The 15332-nt window shown below is 57.1% G+C and carries 16 protein-coding genes; 6 read left to right on the top strand and 10 right to left on the bottom strand.

Going from position 1 to position 15332, the window contains the following annotated elements:
* The 9 genes from AC3ZU9_RS11730 to AC3ZU9_RS11770 form a co-directional block, all read right to left on the bottom strand.
* Window positions 1-207: biotin carboxylase N-terminal domain-containing protein (locus AC3ZU9_RS11730; RefSeq protein WP_490090740.1), on the bottom strand; the 207-nt coding region annotated here is incomplete at its 3' end.
* 17 nt (window positions 208-224) lie between these two features.
* On the bottom strand, window positions 225-647 hold the full coding sequence (accB, locus tag AC3ZU9_RS11735) for an acetyl-CoA carboxylase biotin carboxyl carrier protein (protein WP_490090741.1): 423 nt from the start codon (window positions 645-647) through the stop codon (window positions 225-227).
* Between the two features lie 47 nt (window positions 648-694).
* Complete coding sequence (locus tag AC3ZU9_RS11740; protein ID WP_490090742.1) at window positions 695-2041, bottom strand: MFS transporter; 1347 nt, start codon at window positions 2039-2041, stop codon at window positions 695-697.
* 238 nt (window positions 2042-2279) lie between these two features.
* On the bottom strand, window positions 2280-3050 hold the full coding sequence (locus AC3ZU9_RS11745) for a LamB/YcsF family protein (RefSeq protein ID WP_490090743.1): 771 nt from the start codon (window positions 3048-3050) through the stop codon (window positions 2280-2282).
* Window positions 3043-3984, bottom strand: coding sequence for a 5-oxoprolinase subunit C family protein (locus tag AC3ZU9_RS11750; protein ID WP_490090744.1), 942 nt, complete (start codon window positions 3982-3984; stop codon window positions 3043-3045). The genes AC3ZU9_RS11745 and AC3ZU9_RS11750 overlap by 8 nt, the downstream gene beginning before the upstream one ends.
* Window positions 3981-4760 carry a 5-oxoprolinase subunit B family protein gene (locus AC3ZU9_RS11755; protein ID WP_490090745.1) on the bottom strand — a complete coding sequence of 260 codons (780 nt, stop codon included), beginning with the start codon at window positions 4758-4760 and terminating at the stop codon, window positions 3981-3983. Before AC3ZU9_RS11755 ends, AC3ZU9_RS11750 begins: the two co-directional genes overlap by 4 nt.
* Window positions 4761-4920: 160 nt before the next feature.
* Window positions 4921-5346, bottom strand: coding sequence for a VOC family protein (locus AC3ZU9_RS11760; protein WP_032885513.1), 426 nt, complete (start codon window positions 5344-5346; stop codon window positions 4921-4923).
* A 228-nt stretch (window positions 5347-5574) separates the two neighbouring features.
* Window positions 5575-6438 (bottom strand): LysR family transcriptional regulator, encoded by an 864-nt coding sequence (locus AC3ZU9_RS11765; RefSeq protein ID WP_490090746.1) that lies wholly within the window; start codon window positions 6436-6438, stop codon window positions 5575-5577.
* Window positions 6435-7370: a LysR family transcriptional regulator gene (locus AC3ZU9_RS11770; RefSeq protein ID WP_490090747.1), complete on the bottom strand. Its 936-nt coding sequence runs from the start codon at window positions 7368-7370 to the stop codon at window positions 6435-6437. Before AC3ZU9_RS11770 ends, AC3ZU9_RS11765 begins: the two co-directional genes overlap by 4 nt.
* 102 nt (window positions 7371-7472) lie before the next feature.
* Here AC3ZU9_RS11770 and AC3ZU9_RS11775 point away from each other — a divergent pair, with 102 nt between their 5' ends.
* Window positions 7473-8570, top strand: coding sequence for an oxidoreductase (locus tag AC3ZU9_RS11775; protein ID WP_490090748.1), 1098 nt, complete (start codon window positions 7473-7475; stop codon window positions 8568-8570).
* A gap of 171 nt (window positions 8571-8741) precedes the next feature.
* Here the strand turns inward: AC3ZU9_RS11775 and AC3ZU9_RS11780 are convergent, their stop codons facing one another.
* Entirely contained in the window at window positions 8742-9395 is a 654-nt protein-coding gene (locus AC3ZU9_RS11780; RefSeq protein WP_490090749.1) for an SDR family oxidoreductase, read from the bottom strand.
* A gap of 88 nt (window positions 9396-9483) precedes the next feature.
* On the opposite strand from AC3ZU9_RS11780, the gene AC3ZU9_RS11785 reads away from it, so the two are divergent.
* The 5 genes from AC3ZU9_RS11785 to AC3ZU9_RS11805 all read left to right on the top strand — a co-directional run bounded on the left by AC3ZU9_RS11785 (window position 9484) and on the right by AC3ZU9_RS11805 (window position 15297).
* Window positions 9484-10410: a LysR family transcriptional regulator gene (locus tag AC3ZU9_RS11785; RefSeq protein WP_490090750.1), complete on the top strand. Its 927-nt coding sequence runs from the start codon at window positions 9484-9486 to the stop codon at window positions 10408-10410.
* 165 nt (window positions 10411-10575) lie between these two features.
* Window positions 10576-11001, top strand: coding sequence for a VOC family protein (locus tag AC3ZU9_RS11790; protein ID WP_032885513.1), 426 nt, complete (start codon window positions 10576-10578; stop codon window positions 10999-11001).
* A gap of 113 nt (window positions 11002-11114) precedes the next feature.
* The gene (locus AC3ZU9_RS11795; protein ID WP_236417011.1) at window positions 11115-12374 is read left to right on the top strand and encodes a cation:dicarboxylate symporter family transporter; all 1260 of its coding nucleotides are present in this window, start codon (window positions 11115-11117) and stop codon (window positions 12372-12374) included.
* Window positions 12375-12608: 234 nt separating this feature from the next.
* Entirely contained in the window at window positions 12609-14288 is a 1680-nt protein-coding gene (ggt, locus tag AC3ZU9_RS11800; RefSeq protein WP_490090795.1) for a gamma-glutamyltransferase, read from the top strand.
* Between the two features lie 286 nt (window positions 14289-14574).
* On the top strand, window positions 14575-15297 hold the full coding sequence (locus AC3ZU9_RS11805) for a GntR family transcriptional regulator (RefSeq protein WP_034105491.1): 723 nt from the start codon (window positions 14575-14577) through the stop codon (window positions 15295-15297).
* Window positions 15298-15332: the final 35 nt, after the last annotated feature.

A 15332-nucleotide genomic window follows, 5' to 3' on the forward strand; every position in this document is an offset into this window, starting at 1 on the left:
CGAGACTTTCAGGTACGAGTTCGTGGCCAGTGGCGGGCCGATGCAAATGCTTTCGTCCGCCAGTTTCACGTGCATCAGTTCGGTATCGGCCGTCGAGTAAACAGCGACGGTCTTGATGCCCAGTTCTTTACAGGCGCGTACGATACGCAAAGCAATTTCGCCACGGTTGGCGATCACTACTTTTTGCAGTTTTGCGACTTCACTCATTCTGACCTCCGCGTCGCTCAAACAATGCTGAACATGGGCTGGTCGTATTCAACGGGCTGACCGTCTTCGACCATGATTGCCTCAATGACCCCACTGCAGGTTGCCTCCACGGTGTTCATCATTTTCATGGCTTCCACGATGCACAAGACATCGCCCTTTGCCACGGATTGGCCAATCTCAACGAACGCTGCTGAAGTCGCCGATGCCTTTCGGTAGAACACGCCCACCATCGGTGCCGAGATAACCGTCCCGACGGGTTTAGGCTTGACCGGAGCCTGCTGCAGTTCGGCTATCTGTGGAGCGTCCACCGCGGGGATGTGAGCGGCGGGTTTACTGTTTCGACGAAGGCGGACCCGATTGTTGCCTTCTTTGAAGTCGATTTCCGCCAGGCCCGATCCTTCGATCAACTTGACCAGTTCTTTTACTTTTTCAATGTCCATGCTGCTGCAACCTTATGTGTGGGTTGGGGGCTAAACGAAGCGTCGAACTATCTAAGGAGGTTGCCCTTGGACGTTTCACGCAGCGTGAGAATCGCCAGCAAGGCACACACCGCAGCACCCGCCATGAAATAGCCCGGTACCAGTAAATTACCGGTCTTGGTGATAATCGAGGTGACCACGTAGGGGGTTATCCCGCCTCCCAGGATGGCGCCCAGGTTGATGCTGATCGCCATGGCCGTGTAGCGCACACGCGTTGGAAATTGCTCGGCGTAAGTGGGGTAGCCCACCGACTGCACAATTGGCATGGGCAAGGTGGCGACAAACATCGCCAGCGCAGCGATCCATAGGCTGCCGCTGTCCATCAGGATCATCATGGGAATCACCAGAATGGCGTAGCCCAGAAAGCCGATGCTCAGCGCCTTCCTGCGACCGATGCGGTCTGACAAACCACCCCAGAAGGGCATCATCGCCGCCATGCACAGGCTGATAACTGCAATCACCCAGTAGACTTTGGATTTTTCGAAGTGCAGGTAAGTTGTGAGGTAGATGTTCATGAACACCATCCCGATGAAGTAACCCGCATTCTGCGCAGACGCGAAGACGATGACCCGCAGCAGTGCCGGCAGATTTTTGCTGAACACCTCTTTGACCGGCGCTACCGGAGGCTTTTCCTTCGCCAGGAAGGCTTTGAATTCCGGCGTTTCCTCAACGTTATGCCGCATGTAAAACGAAAAAATAACCAGCGGGATGGACAGGAAGAACGGGATACGCCAGCCCCATGCCTGCAATTGCTCGGTACTGAGCAGCCCGGTGGTAATACCGCAGACAATCGCGCCGGTGGCGCCACCCACGGCAACGCCCAGCGGTGTGAATGAACCGAAGAACCCGCGTCTGCCGTTGGGCGAGGATTCCGCCACAAACGCCGCGGCGCCTACCACTTCGCCACCGGCGAAGAAGCCTTGGGACAACCGCAATAGCACCAGCAGAATAGGGGCTGCGAGGCCGATCTGGGCGGTGGTGGGCAGCACGCCTATCAGTGCAGTTGCGGTGCCCATCCCGATCACGGTGCTGAGCAGCACTCGACGTCGACCGATACGATCGGCAAGGCGACCGAGCAGCACGCCGCCGATCGGGCGAATGACAAAGGCAATACCGAACACCGCCAACGTGGCGAGGAGGGCCGCGGCGGGGTTATCACCGGGAAAGAACAAAGGCGCGATGATGGTCGCCATATAGCCGTAGATACTGAACTCATAGTATTCAACGGCGGTGCCGGTGGCCGAAGCCATGGCCGCGCGCTTGGCAATGACGGCCGACTGCGTTGTGTCACCGGTGGCGTTTGCATCGACGTCGAGGTGCGGCGAATGCGTAGTTTCAGAAAGAACACGAGACATAAATACCTTCCACTCTGGCCAATGGCCAAAAGAGTTAAGTGGCAGAGGGGCCTGCCTTGAAAGTGACGTCCTGAAACCGACAGTGCACGGTTGATCCGGGCATTCAGGCGCCCAGACGCATCCGTAATTGACTATTCAGCTTTCAGACGAGGTTTAAGCTCGGCAGTTAAAACGAGGAGGTTGATTCGCGAGGCATGGTTGTTTCCTTTTTATTATGGGTAAACGTTGTGGGTGTCACTTAAGTACGCGCACGCGCGGGTTTTTGAATGGTGATGCCTTCTTTGAGCAGTGCGTGCTTGATCGCACGGGCAAACGCTGCAGCGCCGGGCTGGTCGCCGTGTATGCAAAGCGTGTGTGCTTTCACTGGTACCCAGGTCCCTTGGGTGGTGCGCACTTCGCCCAAGTGCAGCATGTTCATGACTTGATCGATCGCATCGTGGAGGTTTTCAATCATTGCGCCAGGCTGGCTGCGGGGCGTCAGTGTGCCGTCCTCCTGGTAGCTGCGATCGGCAAACACTTCATGTGCCACGGTCAAACCGCAGGCTTGGGCGGCGGTGACCAAGGCACTTCCCGACAAGCCGAAAAGAATCAGGCCCGGATCAATGTCCTTGACTGCTCTGCAGATCGCGTCGGCAGTGGGGCGGTGCACCGCCGCGAAGTTGTAAAGCGCACCATGGGGTTTGACGTGGCGCAGTTCGACCTTGGCCGCTTTGGTAAAGCCCAGCAACGCACCGACTTGGTAAACGATGAGTTCGTACACTTCATCCTCGGACAGCGTCATCATTCGGCGACCGAAACCTTGCAGGTCGTCAAAGCCAGGATGGGCACCGATTGCCACACCCAACTGTGCTGCCAGCGCCACGGTTGAGCGCATGGAGCGCGAATCCCCGGCGTGAAAGCCGCAGGCGATATTGGCTGAGGTGAGGTGTGGAAGAATCGCCGCATCGTCGCCTGCGCGATAAATGCTGAAACCTTCGCCAAGGTCGCTGTTGAAATCTATTTCAGGCATTAAAGGCCTCCATCGCTTTGAGCGTGCGAGCGCGGGTGAGCAGCAAGGCTTCGGCGGCGCTCAAATCTATAAGAGAGAATCGCAACTTGTCGCCCGGCAGTAATTGCGCGAGCCGTGGCAAATCGACACTGGCTACTTGGGCGATACGTGGATATCCGCCGGTCGTTTGTCGGTCGGCCATCAGGATCAGCGGCTTGCCGCTGGGGGGCACCTGGACGGTGCCGAACGTGACACTTTCCGATAACAGTTCTTTGGGCGAAGACAACGCCAGCGGTGTGCCATCGAGTCGGTAGCCCATACGGTCCGAGTCACCGCTCAAGGTGTAGTCATGGTTCAAGAAGTGCGCTTGGGACTCAGCGGAAAAGTCCTTCCATTCTCGCCCGGCGATCACTCTTATCTGTTCGCAGGCAACCGCTTCATACAGCCCAAAGTGGGAGCGGGGGCTGAGACGTGGCGGGTTGGCAAACGATGAGCAAATGGGGATCAAATCCCCGGCTTGCAGCGCGCGGCCGCGCAGCCCGCCGAATCCGCCCCGGGAATAAGTGCTGGTGCTGTTCATCAGCGGTTGCAGCAAAAAGCCGCCAGCTACCGCGAGATAGCTGCGGGCGCCCTGTCGCCGTTTGCCGAAACTCAAGGTACTGCCTGGAGACACCAAAGCTGCCACGCCGGGCTTGAGCGGAATCGCATCCAGCTCGGCGCCGAGGTCCGCGCCGGCGAGCGCAATCACGGCTTTGGCCTGAAAGTGCAGCGTCGGGCCCTGGAGGGTCATTTCCAACGTGCTGAAGGTACGAGGGTTGCCGACCAGCAGGTTACAGAGTGCATGCGCATCCTCATCCATCACGCCGGTCACGGGGACGCCCCAATGCTGGAACCCATACCGCCCGGTGTCCTGGAAGGTAGAGAGCATGCCGGGTTTGATTACCTTGATGGTCACTTCATGTTCTCCCGAGCCAACAGATCAAATTCATGGCGGGTAATGGGTACAAATCGAATCTGGTCGCCGCCCTGTAAACGACACGGCGGCTCACTCAAGGGGGAAAACATGGGCAGCGGTGTTCGCCCTATGAGGTTCCAACCGCCGGGGAGATCAGCCGGGTAAATCACACTTTGTCGGTTGGCGATGCCGATGCTGCCTTGCTTGACCAGCGTGCGCGGTGTCGCACGACGCGGCAGCGACAGGGCGCTGTCGTGCATGCCGATGTAGGGATGGCCTGGCGCGAAACCGACCATCAACACATCCAGCCAGTCGGCCGTGTGAGCGGTGATCACCTCATTGGCGGACAGGCCACAGGCCTGTGCGATATCTTCAAGGTCCGGGGCATATTCGGGGTCGTAGCACACGGGAATGTCGAGGCGGGTGCCGATCGTTGCTGCAGCACTGCGCGAGTCCTTGAGACGCTCGGTCACAAGTGTGCAGATCGATTCGTAAGGCGACACACCGGGGAAAAGGCTGGCAATTGACTCGGGAGAGTAATGAACGCCGACGCTTACCATCGCAGATACAACATCCGTGATGCCCCGCAGCTTGCCTTGAGCAACCAGGGTGCGTAATTGACTGCCGACCGAGGCGGCCTGGCGGTTGAGCTCAATGGAAAATACGCTGCCGAATACCAGGATCACGCAGCGATCACCGCACGGCTCAAAGTGCCATTTAACGGGGGAGAGCGACGCCCTTGGCGGCTCATCCAAAATGCGACTGAGGTCGGACATAGTGTTCTCTATCCTCATGCGGCAGGCAAAGCATCGGCCAGGCGCGTGCAGCGAGACAGAGAAAGCACAAGCTTTCACAGGTATCCGGCGCAACACAGCAAGGCTTCACGGCTTGTTAGTGCGCCGTCGCTCTATTGGCGACGGTCGCTTGAACAACAGATTACTTGGCGAAGAGCTGGCTCATATCCTTGAACGCCTTGAACTCCAGCGCATTGCCGCACGGGTCGAACAGGAACATGGTGGCCTGCTCGCCGACCTGGCCTTTAAAGCGAATGTAGGGTTCGATCACAAACTTGGTCGCACGCGCCTTCAAGCGCTCGGCGAGGGCTTCCCATTGCGCCCACTCCAAAATGATGCCGAAGTGCGGAACCGGTACGTCGTGGCCATCTACCGGGTTGCTGTGCACGCTTTCCTGCGAAGCAGTCTTAGGGTGCTCATGGATAACCAGTTGATGGCCGTAGAAATCGAAGTCTACCCACTGGTCGCTCGAGCGACCTTCGGAAAGACCGAACACCTCACCGTAGAAGTGACGTGTGGCGGCCAGATCGTAGACGGGAATTGCCAGATGGAAAGGAGAGAGGCTCACGGTGGTTTCCTATTGATTTGTTTTGATCTGAATCAATTCTTATCCGGAAACACGGTGGGGAAAAGCGCAAATTCTGTGTCCTGAGCACGAATAATTTCGATGAGTAAATCGGTAACATAAGCTTTTGCACCATTGTTGTTCGTGCTGCACCACGATGGTTCGTACAAAGGCTGAAAAGCTTGCGGTGCCGCGGTTGATTTTCTGTTGCCCATATGCACTCGAAAGGCATCACACCGCATCAAGAACGCAGGTCCGGAAAATGTTGAACAGGGGCGAATGTTTTTGCCGGTATTTCGAGACCAGTACGATCTCCCTGAAAAACGTGAGTTTGCGCAACTCCAGCACCCTGACATCATCCGCATGTTCGAGCCATAAACCCGCCTTCGGTACCAGCGAAACGCCGAGCCCACTGCGTACCATTTTGACAATGGCATCCAGTTCATCCAGCTCCAGTGCCTGATGCACATGGATTTTTTGTTGCTTGAGAAACTGGGTAACCAACCGCCCGCCAAAGGAGCCTCGGTCATACCGTACAAAAGGTTGTTCTGCCAGAATCGCCAGCGGATCGTCACCCACCACATCTTTGGACGTGATCAATACGAAAGCCTCGCGCGCGATGACTTCGGCATGCAGATCCTTGGGTAGTGAAAACGGCGGTCTGATCATGATGGCCAGGTCCAACTCACCGGCGTCCACCTGGCTGAGCAGGTTCAACGACACACCCGGTACAAGGTTGGTTTCGATGAAAGGGGCCTGTGATTTCAAAGCCACCAGCGCCTGCGGCAGGATCCCGGTCTGAACCGTGCCGATCGCGCCGATTCGCAGTGCTCCGTGGAAGTCATTGCCGGTGTCTGCGGCACCCATCCGACCGAAAAGCCGCAGGATTTCCTCGGCCAGGGGAATGGCACGTTGACCGGCTGAATTGAGCGTGGCTGAGCGTCCGGTACGATCAAACAGTTTGACCCCCAAGCTGTCCTCAAGGCTTTTGATCTGGGCGCTGACGGCCGACTGCGTCAGCCCAACCTGCTGGCCAGCCGCCGCGAACGTGCCCCGCTGCGTAACGCAGATAAATGTCTTCAACTCTCTGATCATGTTGCACCTGGATTCGTTATTGGGTGTTGGCGCATAAGGTCGACTGGTTCGCTGTGTGTATAGTTGAGCACTTTTTCCAGGTGCTCAACGAACACGCGCACTCTGTGCGGAACATGGTGACGGGTCGGAAGCACCGCCGTGATCGACAGTTGCTCGGGCAGTACGTCCTTAAGGTTGACCCTTACGAGCGAACCTTCAGCAAGCTCGTTGCGAATATCCCAATACGTCAGCATGGCCAGGCCCAGGCCCTGTTTGCTTGCCGTGCGCACCGCCTCGACACTGTTGGCGGAAAACGCTCCCTGAGCTCGAATGGCCACGGCGTTCTCACCGTTGGTGAACGGCCAGTAGGGCATGCTGTGCAACGCGATGCACTGATGATGATTGAGATCATCCAGCACCGTCGGTGTGCCCCACCGCGTCAGGTAGGCTGGGCTTGCGCAGACTACACGCGGATTTGGTGCCAGGGGTGTGGCCACCAACGTTGAGTCGCGCAGTGTGGCGATGCGGATGGCCACATCAATGCCGAGCCCGGCGATGTCGATAATGCTGTCCGATAGCGTCAGGTCGACCTTGAGGGTCGGGTTGTCAGCCAGCAGCGCTGGGAGCAACGGCATGATGACGGTTTGGCCAAAGACGCTGGGGGCGGTAACCCTCAATATGCCGTTGGCACTGCCCGCACTGGTTTTCAACGTGGCGCGCGCAGCTTCGTTCGCCTCGAGCATGGTCTTCGCGTAAGGCAGGTACATTTCGCCTTCCGGCGTGAGTGCGACGGAGCGCGTGGTGCGGTGTACCAGGCGCACACCCAGCTCTTTTTCCAGGGCCGCCAGACGCCGTGAGACGGTCATCGCCGACAACCCAAGCCGCCGTGCGGCCTCGGACAGACTGCTGCTGATGGCGACGTTGGCGAACACCTCTATCTCGGGAATCTGCATGGCTATAACCGTTTTCGTTAAGGCGCCTTATTGCGAGCGTGCGCTTCTAATCAGCTATTGCCCCGCTTATCGTCGTGGCTGGCGAATAATTGAGGGCAAATCATGACAGCATTAAACCCGCGCATTGTAACTCCATTCGATATGGGTGCTCTTAAACTGAAAAATCGCATGGTGCTTGCACCCATGACACGCGTCAGTGCGAGCGAGAGCGGCAATGCCACGCCTGCAATGGTCCGATACTACGAGCGTTTTGCCCGTGGCGGTTTTGGGTTGGTCATCACGGAGGGAATCTACACCGATCGCCACTATGCCCAAGGCTACCTGAACCAGCCCGGTATCACCGACAGAGAACAGGCACTGGCCTGGCGCGCGGTGGTCGAGGCGATTCATCGCCATGAAAGTGCTGCCATCGCGCAGATCATGCATGCCGGCGCACTGAGCCAGGCCAACCGTTTTGTTGAGCAGTCTGCCGGCCCTTCGGCCATTCGCCCGAAAGGTCAGCAGATGAAGTTCTATTACGGCGAGGGGGCGTACCGGGTGCCCAAGGCCATGAGTGATGAAGCTATCGCGGATGCCATTGACGGGTTCGCCCAGGCGGCTAAGCGGGCTGTTGAGATCGCTGGTTTCGACGGTGTCGAGATCCATGGCGCCAATGGTTATTTGCTGGATCAGTTCATGACGGACTACTCCAATCAACGCGAAGATCGATGGGGCGGTGATGTTCTCCAGCGCTTGAGCCTGACGCTTGAGGTCATCGCGGCGGTAAAAAAGGTGGTCGGGCACTCGCCGGTGGGTGTGCGTATTTCCCAGGGCAAGGTCAATGACTTTCAGCACAAATGGGCGGGTGGGGAACATGACGCACAGACGATCTTCGGCAGTTTGGCTGACGCGGGGGTTGACTTCATCCATGTGACGGAGCATCAAGCCTGGCAGCCGGCTTTCATCGGTAACGAGGCAAGCCTGGTAACGCTGGCTCGCCGTTACGCGCCCGGTGTCGCGTTGATCGCCAATGGCGGAGTGCAGGACTCGCCCAGCGTTGAACAAACCCTGCATGCTGGCGCAGATATCGTCGCTGTCGGTAAGGCTGCCTTGGCCAATCCGGACCTTGTACAACGGTTGCTGGAGGGGCGCGCGCCGGAACCCTTCGACCCGTCGCTGCTTGCGCCGATTGCCCACATCAAGGATCGCGAGTTGAAATAAATATGGGAGTTATAGGTCGGCGGGTAGGTACTTCAATATTTGCGTCAACTATCGTCACTTGATTCAAGTCTTTGTGGCATCAGATTCAGGGCCATAAGGGCATGGCCCTGGATTAAAAAGTGATCACGGGCTATGTGGGCTTATCAAGCAATCACGGTGCGACATCAGCCTCTAGCGCGAGTAGGTGACCTCAGCCGTCCAGTTCGACTCTGTCTGGCTGTGCAGGTCCCAGAACGCCTTTGCAATGCCAACCGCCTCCTCGGATTCCGGTTTGACGAACGCAGCCACAGTGACCGTAGCCACATGCACGTTGTGGGTTTTGGCCGACTCGAAGAGGCCCGCCGTCAAGGCACGAATACCGGCCTTACCCAGGCTCAACGAAAGGTAATCTGCATTCGGTTCGATGCCGAAGAAGCCACCCGTGAGCAGGAGTGTGCCGCTCTTGCGTGCGCACATAAGGTTGAGGCTGGCCTGTGCCGCGGCCAGTGCGCCACCGATGTTGACGTTAAGGTCATGGTTGAAGGTGTCGAGCGGCTGTTCGGAGAGGGACGCCTGGCGAATGATCGCGGCGTTGTAGTGCGTCACATCGAGACCACCAAAACGTGTGTGGGTGTATTCGACCAACTGTGCGATGGCCTGTGGGTCTGCGGCATCGACCTGCTCGGCGTAAGCCTCATAACCGGCCTCTTGCAGGCGCTTTACCAGTGCCTGGGTCTTGTCCCGGTTGCGCGCACTGAGTACGACCCGGAAGCCTTCACGGGCGAAACGTGCAGCGGTTTCATAGCCAATGCCTGGTCCGGTGCCGATGCTTAGAAAAGTCTTCATAACGGTTATCTCTCTATTAGGTTTGGATGTTGCACTCAGGCTAACAGTTGCATAATTGGAGATAATCTTTGGATGGCGAATAACTATCATGCAAAAAATGCACGAGTTGTTGGGCCGCGTGACGCTGGATGAGTTATCGGCGTTTGTGGCAGTGGTGGAAGCGCTCAGCTTCACCGAAGCGGCCAAAGTGATAGGGCGCGACGCTACGATTGTTTCGCGTCGGGTCGGGCAGTTGGAGGAGCGACTTGGCATACGTCTGCTCTCCAGGACCACGCGACGCGTGGCGCTGACGGAGGTGGGCACGCTGTATTACCAACGGGTTCGCGCATTGCTGGATGAGTTGGACGGCGCGAGCCAGGAGGCGAGTAACTTCGCCACCAGCCCCCAGGGTTTGCTCAGGGTGTCACTGCCCATCACCTTTGGCCGTCGATGGGTTGCGCCGCTGCTGCCCGCGTTTATTGCCCAGCACCCGAAAATCCGCGTGGACGCGCGTTTTGCTGATCGGTTCGTGGATGTCGTGGCGGAAGGTTTCGATGTTGCGATTCGCGTCGGCGTTCTGCGCGACAGCACGCTGGTAGCAAAACAGATCGCGCCTTTTCGCAATCGGCTATATGCCGCGCCCAGCTACATAGCGTCCCATGGCCTGCCCCAAACCCTTGAAGCGTTGGCCGAGCATGCGTGCCTGGGATTCTGCAGCCTCTCCAGCTGGCCGGATTGGGTGCTGAAAAACGGCAGCCAGCAAAAGACTTTTCGACCGACGGGGCCGCTGATATCCGACAGTTCGGAGTCGCTTTTACAGGCGGCGGTGGAGGGTGTTGGGATCATTCTCACGCCTGATTGGCTGGCCGGCGCGGCGGTGCGCGATGGCAAGCTTGTGCAAGTACTGACGCAATGGGAGGGGGCGGAAGCGGGTGGGATCTACGCTGTGATGCCCCCGGGGCGGCTGGTGCCGACGAAGACAAGGGTGTTTGTCGATCAAATTACCCATGCGATTCAGGCGGGTTGGGAGCAGTAAGCAGAGACGCTGATTAACAAAATTAAATTGTGCTTGTGAAAAATTTATATTGATTTTTTTTAAGGTGGTGTGGCTTTAGCATAAATCCACCTTCAAAAAAGCCGTCGGGCAGCGACCACGGTGTCCGGCACCACAAACCAATAAAAAATTGTTATCGGAGTCCTGATGAGTCTTTCTCCTTTCCACCTCGCCATCCCGGTGTATGACCTGGCCGCCACACGTCACTTCTACGGTGAGGTGTTCGGTCTTTCCGAAGGTCGCTCGAGCGACCAGTGGGTAGACTTCGATTTCTACGGCCATCAACTGGTTATCCATGAGCACCCTAAGACTGCTTCGCAGGAAAGCGTGCACAGCAACCCGGTAGATGGCCACGACGTACCGGTTCCGCACTTCGGCATCATTTTGGAGTGGGCGCAATGGGAAGCCCTCGCCGAGCGCTTGAAGGCGCGTGCGACCAAGTTTGTGATCGAACCCTACATTCGCTTTAAAGGCCAGGTCGGCGAGCAGGCCACCATGTTCCTGTTCGACCCGTGCGGCAATGCGCTGGAGTTTAAGGCGTTCAAGGATATGAGCCAGCTCTTCGCTAAATAATAAAAACCTGGCGCACGCCAAAGAGTGCGCCAGGAAAACATAAATGAGCTGGAAGCTCATGAATCTAGCTACTGCCGTCACGCAGTCCTTTCATTCCAACAAAAAGGCTAGACATGAAACGTATCCCCTTAGTTTGGCAAATCGTTGCCGGGCTGTTGCTTGGCGTGCTCGTGGGTTGGTATTTCAATACCCACCCGGAAAATCAAGTTTGGGTCAGTACCGAAATACTTAAACCGCTCGGTGATATCTTCATCAAGATGATGAAAATGGTCGTCGTGCCGATTGTTTTCTGCTGCATGATCCTCGGCATTGCTGGGGGCGGTGATAACAAATCGTTCGGTCGCATGGGCGCAAAGTCGTTGATCTACTTCTTTGCAATCACCAGCCTCGCCATCGTGCTCGGCTTGTGCTTCGCTAACATTTTCGAGCCGGGTAAAGGCACCGAAATCGCGGGCATCGCGCACAACGCAGCAGCCGTGCATATGGAACCGTCGAAAGGCGCGTTGATCATCCTGCAAAACATCGTGCCCGATAACGTGATTGTCGCGATGTCGGAAGGGAAGTTGCTGTCGGTGCTGTTCTTTGCGGTGCTGCTGGGCATGGCGTTAAACACGTTGCCCAAAGCCAAAAGTGCGCCGGTTGTAGCGGTTGTGCAGGGCTTCTCCGACGCCATGTTCAAGGTGGTGTCGTTTGTCATGGCCTACGCACCGATCGGTGTATTCGGCATGATCGGCGCCACTGTAGCGACCTTCGGATTTGCCTCGTTGCTGCCGTTGCTCAAGTTGATCGGTGTGGTGTACCTGGCGCTGATTACCTTTGCCCTGGTGATGCTCGGCGGTATCTGCTACCTGATCGGCGAAAACGTCTTCAAGTTGATCAAGTACTTCCGCGATGAGCTGATTCTGGCCTTCTCCAGTGCAGCGTCTGCGGCGGTCATGCCGCAGTTGATGACCAAGCTGGAAGCCTACGGCGTGCCTCGGCGCATCGTCAGCTTCGTGGTGCCGGTGGGTTATGCGTTCAACCTGGACGGTGCTTCGATCTTCCTCGGTGTGGCGACGATCTTCATTGCCCAGCTCTATGGCATCGACCTGTCACTGACTCAGCAAATTCTGCTGGTGGTCACGATGGTGCTGACGTCAAAGGGCGCTGCGGGTGTACCTGGGTTCGCCATCATCATTCTGTCGGCTACTTTGGCGTCTGCCGGGCTGCCGCTGGAAGGGGTCGCGTTGATTGCAGGGATCTTCCGGATCATCGACAGCGGCACTACCACCTTGAACGTGCTGGGTAATGCAATCGCACCCCTGGTTATCGCCAAGTGGGAGAAAGCCCCCCTGGAGCGAAAAAGTTCAGTAGGGGTCGAGCAGAACGCTTAATCAGCGACACACAAGAGCCTTCCACGTTAACCGCGTCGAGGGCTCTTTTTTTGGCTGAAAAACCAATAAGAAGTTGTTGCGTGTTGATTCTTTTCAGGCGCCCGGGTGCTCGGTTCAGATAAATAATCGTGCCCTGTTAGTTGCCACTGTGCTGCCATTATTTATAAAAAAAACAGGTGGTCTATGTGCAAGAAATCAGTGTTCTATCGGACGCGTCGCTGCGTCGCACTATGGATGGTGTTGCTATTTATGGGAACTTATCAACTGGCGGTCGCCAGCCCACGCACGGCGTTGACGCACTCTGCGGTGGCCGTACCTGACCAATTTGCTGCGGACACCGCCAACGCAATCTTTGCCAAAGGCGGGAATGCCGTGGATGCGGCTGTCGCCGTTGCCTTTTCCCTGGCCGTGACCTACCCCGAAGCCGGGAACATCGGCGGCGGCGGTTTCATGACCGTCTACTTCAAGGGCAAACCCTACTTTCTCGATTACCGCGAGCGTGCGCCGCTGAAAGCGACGCGAGACATGTTCGTCGACAGCTCGGGTAAAAAAGTGATTGCTGCCGACCAACCGCAAGGCAGTGTGATCGGCCACCGGTCGGTGGGCGTGCCGGGGACGGTCGCCGGTCTGTGGGAAGCGCACAAACGTTTTGGCAAGCTCAAATGGACGCAGCTGATCGAACCGGCCATTCACTATGCGCGCCATGGTTTCGTCGTCGATGAAGCACTGGCCAGTATCGCTACGAGCGAAAACGAAAAACGCTTCGCCGGTAAAACCAACTTCGCTGAACATTTCGGCAAGCTGCAGGCCGGTACCACCTTTAAGCAGCCCGAACTTGAGGCGGTACTCCGACGCATCGCCGCGCAAGGTCCTAAAGGATTCTACGCCGGTAAAACCGCTGCGTTGATCGTGACCGATATGAGTGCCAATGGCGGGCTGATCAGCACGCAGGACCTGGCCGACTACAAAGCCGTGTGGCGAGATCCCATACAAGCCAACTGGAATGGCTTCCAGATTGTCACCGCTCCACCGCCCAGCTCCGGCGGGGTCGCGCTGGTGCAACTGTTGAAGATGAAAGAGATGCGCCGCGAGGATTTCCAGGGCGTGCCGCTCAATTCCGCGCGCTATATGCACCTGGTGGCGGAGATCGAGAAGCGGGTGTTTGCCGATCGGGCGCAGTACCTGGGCGATCCGGATTTTTACACGGTGCCGGTGCATGAGTTGATCGACGAGCACTACCTGGCGGGCCGGGCGTCGCAGGTCAATTTGTCGGTCCCTTCGGACACCAATAAGGTTGTCGCCGGTCTGAATATTGAATCGCCGGAAAAACCCCAGACCACGCACTTCTCAATCGTCGATAAATGGGGCAATGCCGTTTCCAACACCTACACGCTCAATGGCTTTTTCGGCTCCGGTGTGGTCGCAGAAAAAACCGGTATTTTGCTAAATGATGAGATGGATGACTTTTCGGCACTGGCGGGGGTGCCCAATCAGATGGGCGTCGTGGGCACTGATACCAATGCTATCGAACCCGGAAAGCGGCCATTGTCTTCGATGACTCCAACGATTTTCCTGAAGGACGGCAAGGTCGTCCTGGTCATTGGTACACCGGGTGGTTCGCGGATTTTTACGTCTATCTTCCAAGCTGTCAGTAACGTGTATGACTTCCACCTGGGACTGAAAGACGCGGTGGGTGCGATGCGTTTTCACCACCAACTGCTGCCTGCCAACACGATCTTCTGGGAGCCCTACGCGCCGATTTCCGGGCCATTGGCAGCGGATGTCGAAGCAGCAGGCTATAACCTCGCAAGCCAGGGCTTCAACGGTGATATTCAGGCAATTAGGGTTCAGCATGGCGTGCCTGAGCCCGTGTCGGATCCCAGGGGCAGGGGTGTGACATCGATTGCTAGATAGTGAGTCAAGGGGCGCGCTATGCGTCCCTTGTCGGTTAGACCTGTACTGAAAGTACGCTGTTTATACTTCAGCGCTCGTTGAACGTATCTTCTCTGCTGCTGTTTGGCTGAGCGCATGGTCGTGCCTGCAAAACTGCCTTTTTGTAGCTGTAGGTTGCGTAGTTCACATACAATCAGACAATCTCAGGTTCCGGGAGCAGCGAGTTTCGACACCCGATGTCGCCGAGCTCGCCTGCTGACCCGTGAGCAGCCCTGAGAAAGAAGATTCGTATGAGGAGAGTGCGTCGATGAGTGAATCAAGCCTTCAAGTGCCCAAGCGTGGCGCGACCCTGCGTTTGTTGGTGGAAGACAAGATTCGGGAAGCTATCTCCACCGGAGTTTTGCGCCCTGGGCAGCGCTTGGTCGAACGAGAACTGTGTGAGATGACAGGGGTAGGGCGTACCTCCATTCGCGAGGCACTGCGCCAGCTCGAGGCGGAAGGCTTGATTACCTGCAACCCTCACAAAGGGCCGTCGGTGAACAAGATCTCCCTGGATGAAACGCGTCAGCTCTACGCCGTGCGCGGTCTGCTGGAGAGTTTTTCCGGCCAGGAATTCGCCTTGCTCGGTACCGACGCGCAGATTCGACGGCTGGAGGAAGCTGCCGCGATGTTCGAGTTTCGTGCCCAACAATACTGGCAATACCCGGACCGCGACTTGGATAGCACGCGCGTCGCACGTGATGCCCTGATCGAAGCGAAAACCCAGTTCTATGTGTGTTTGATGGAGGGCAGTAACAACGTCTTTATTGTTCAGATGCTGACGACGCTGCATAACCGCATCACGCTGCTGCGGGCAATGTCGATGACTCAACCTGGGCGGCTCCAGCATTCGGTTGAGGAGATCAAAGAGATCGTTGCGGCGATCAAAGCCAGAGACGGCGCCAGGGCGGGGGAGGCCTGTCGCAAGCATATCCAGCTGTCGGCCAATGTGGCTATCAGCTATCTGGAGAGTGTCGAGGAGGAAGCGTAGCTTTGTATGATTGACAGATTGTCTGCAAATCTGGA

Source organism: Pseudomonas sp. A39 (assembly GCF_058145955.1).

Excerpts from the sequence above, each read along its gene's own strand:
- accB (WP_490090741.1), bottom strand. The coding sequence starts at position 647 with ATGGACATTGAAAAAGTAAAAGAACTGGTCAAGTTGATCGAAGGATCG.
- AC3ZU9_RS11740 (WP_490090742.1), bottom strand. The coding sequence starts at position 2,041 with ATGTCTCGTGTTCTTTCTGAAACTACGCATTCGCCGCACCTCGACGTC.
- AC3ZU9_RS11745 (WP_490090743.1), bottom strand. The coding sequence starts at position 3,050 with ATGCCTGAAATAGATTTCAACAGCGACCTTGGCGAAGGTTTCAGCATT.
- AC3ZU9_RS11755 (WP_490090745.1), bottom strand. The coding sequence starts at position 4,760 with ATGTCCGACCTCAGTCGCATTTTGGATGAGCCGCCAAGGGCGTCGCTC.
- AC3ZU9_RS11765 (WP_490090746.1), bottom strand. The coding sequence starts at position 6,438 with ATGATCAGAGAGTTGAAGACATTTATCTGCGTTACGCAGCGGGGCACG.
- AC3ZU9_RS11770 (WP_490090747.1), bottom strand. The coding sequence starts at position 7,370 with ATGCAGATTCCCGAGATAGAGGTGTTCGCCAACGTCGCCATCAGCAGC.
- AC3ZU9_RS11775 (WP_490090748.1), top strand. The coding sequence starts at position 7,473 with ATGACAGCATTAAACCCGCGCATTGTAACTCCATTCGATATGGGTGCT.
- AC3ZU9_RS11780 (WP_490090749.1), bottom strand. The coding sequence starts at position 9,395 with ATGAAGACTTTTCTAAGCATCGGCACCGGACCAGGCATTGGCTATGAA.
- AC3ZU9_RS11785 (WP_490090750.1), top strand. The coding sequence starts at position 9,484 with ATGCAAAAAATGCACGAGTTGTTGGGCCGCGTGACGCTGGATGAGTTA.
- AC3ZU9_RS11790 (WP_032885513.1), top strand. The coding sequence starts at position 10,576 with ATGAGTCTTTCTCCTTTCCACCTCGCCATCCCGGTGTATGACCTGGCC.
- AC3ZU9_RS11795 (WP_236417011.1), top strand. The coding sequence starts at position 11,115 with ATGAAACGTATCCCCTTAGTTTGGCAAATCGTTGCCGGGCTGTTGCTT.
- ggt (WP_490090795.1), top strand. The coding sequence starts at position 12,609 with ATGGTGTTGCTATTTATGGGAACTTATCAACTGGCGGTCGCCAGCCCA.
- AC3ZU9_RS11805 (WP_034105491.1), top strand. The coding sequence starts at position 14,575 with ATGAGTGAATCAAGCCTTCAAGTGCCCAAGCGTGGCGCGACCCTGCGT.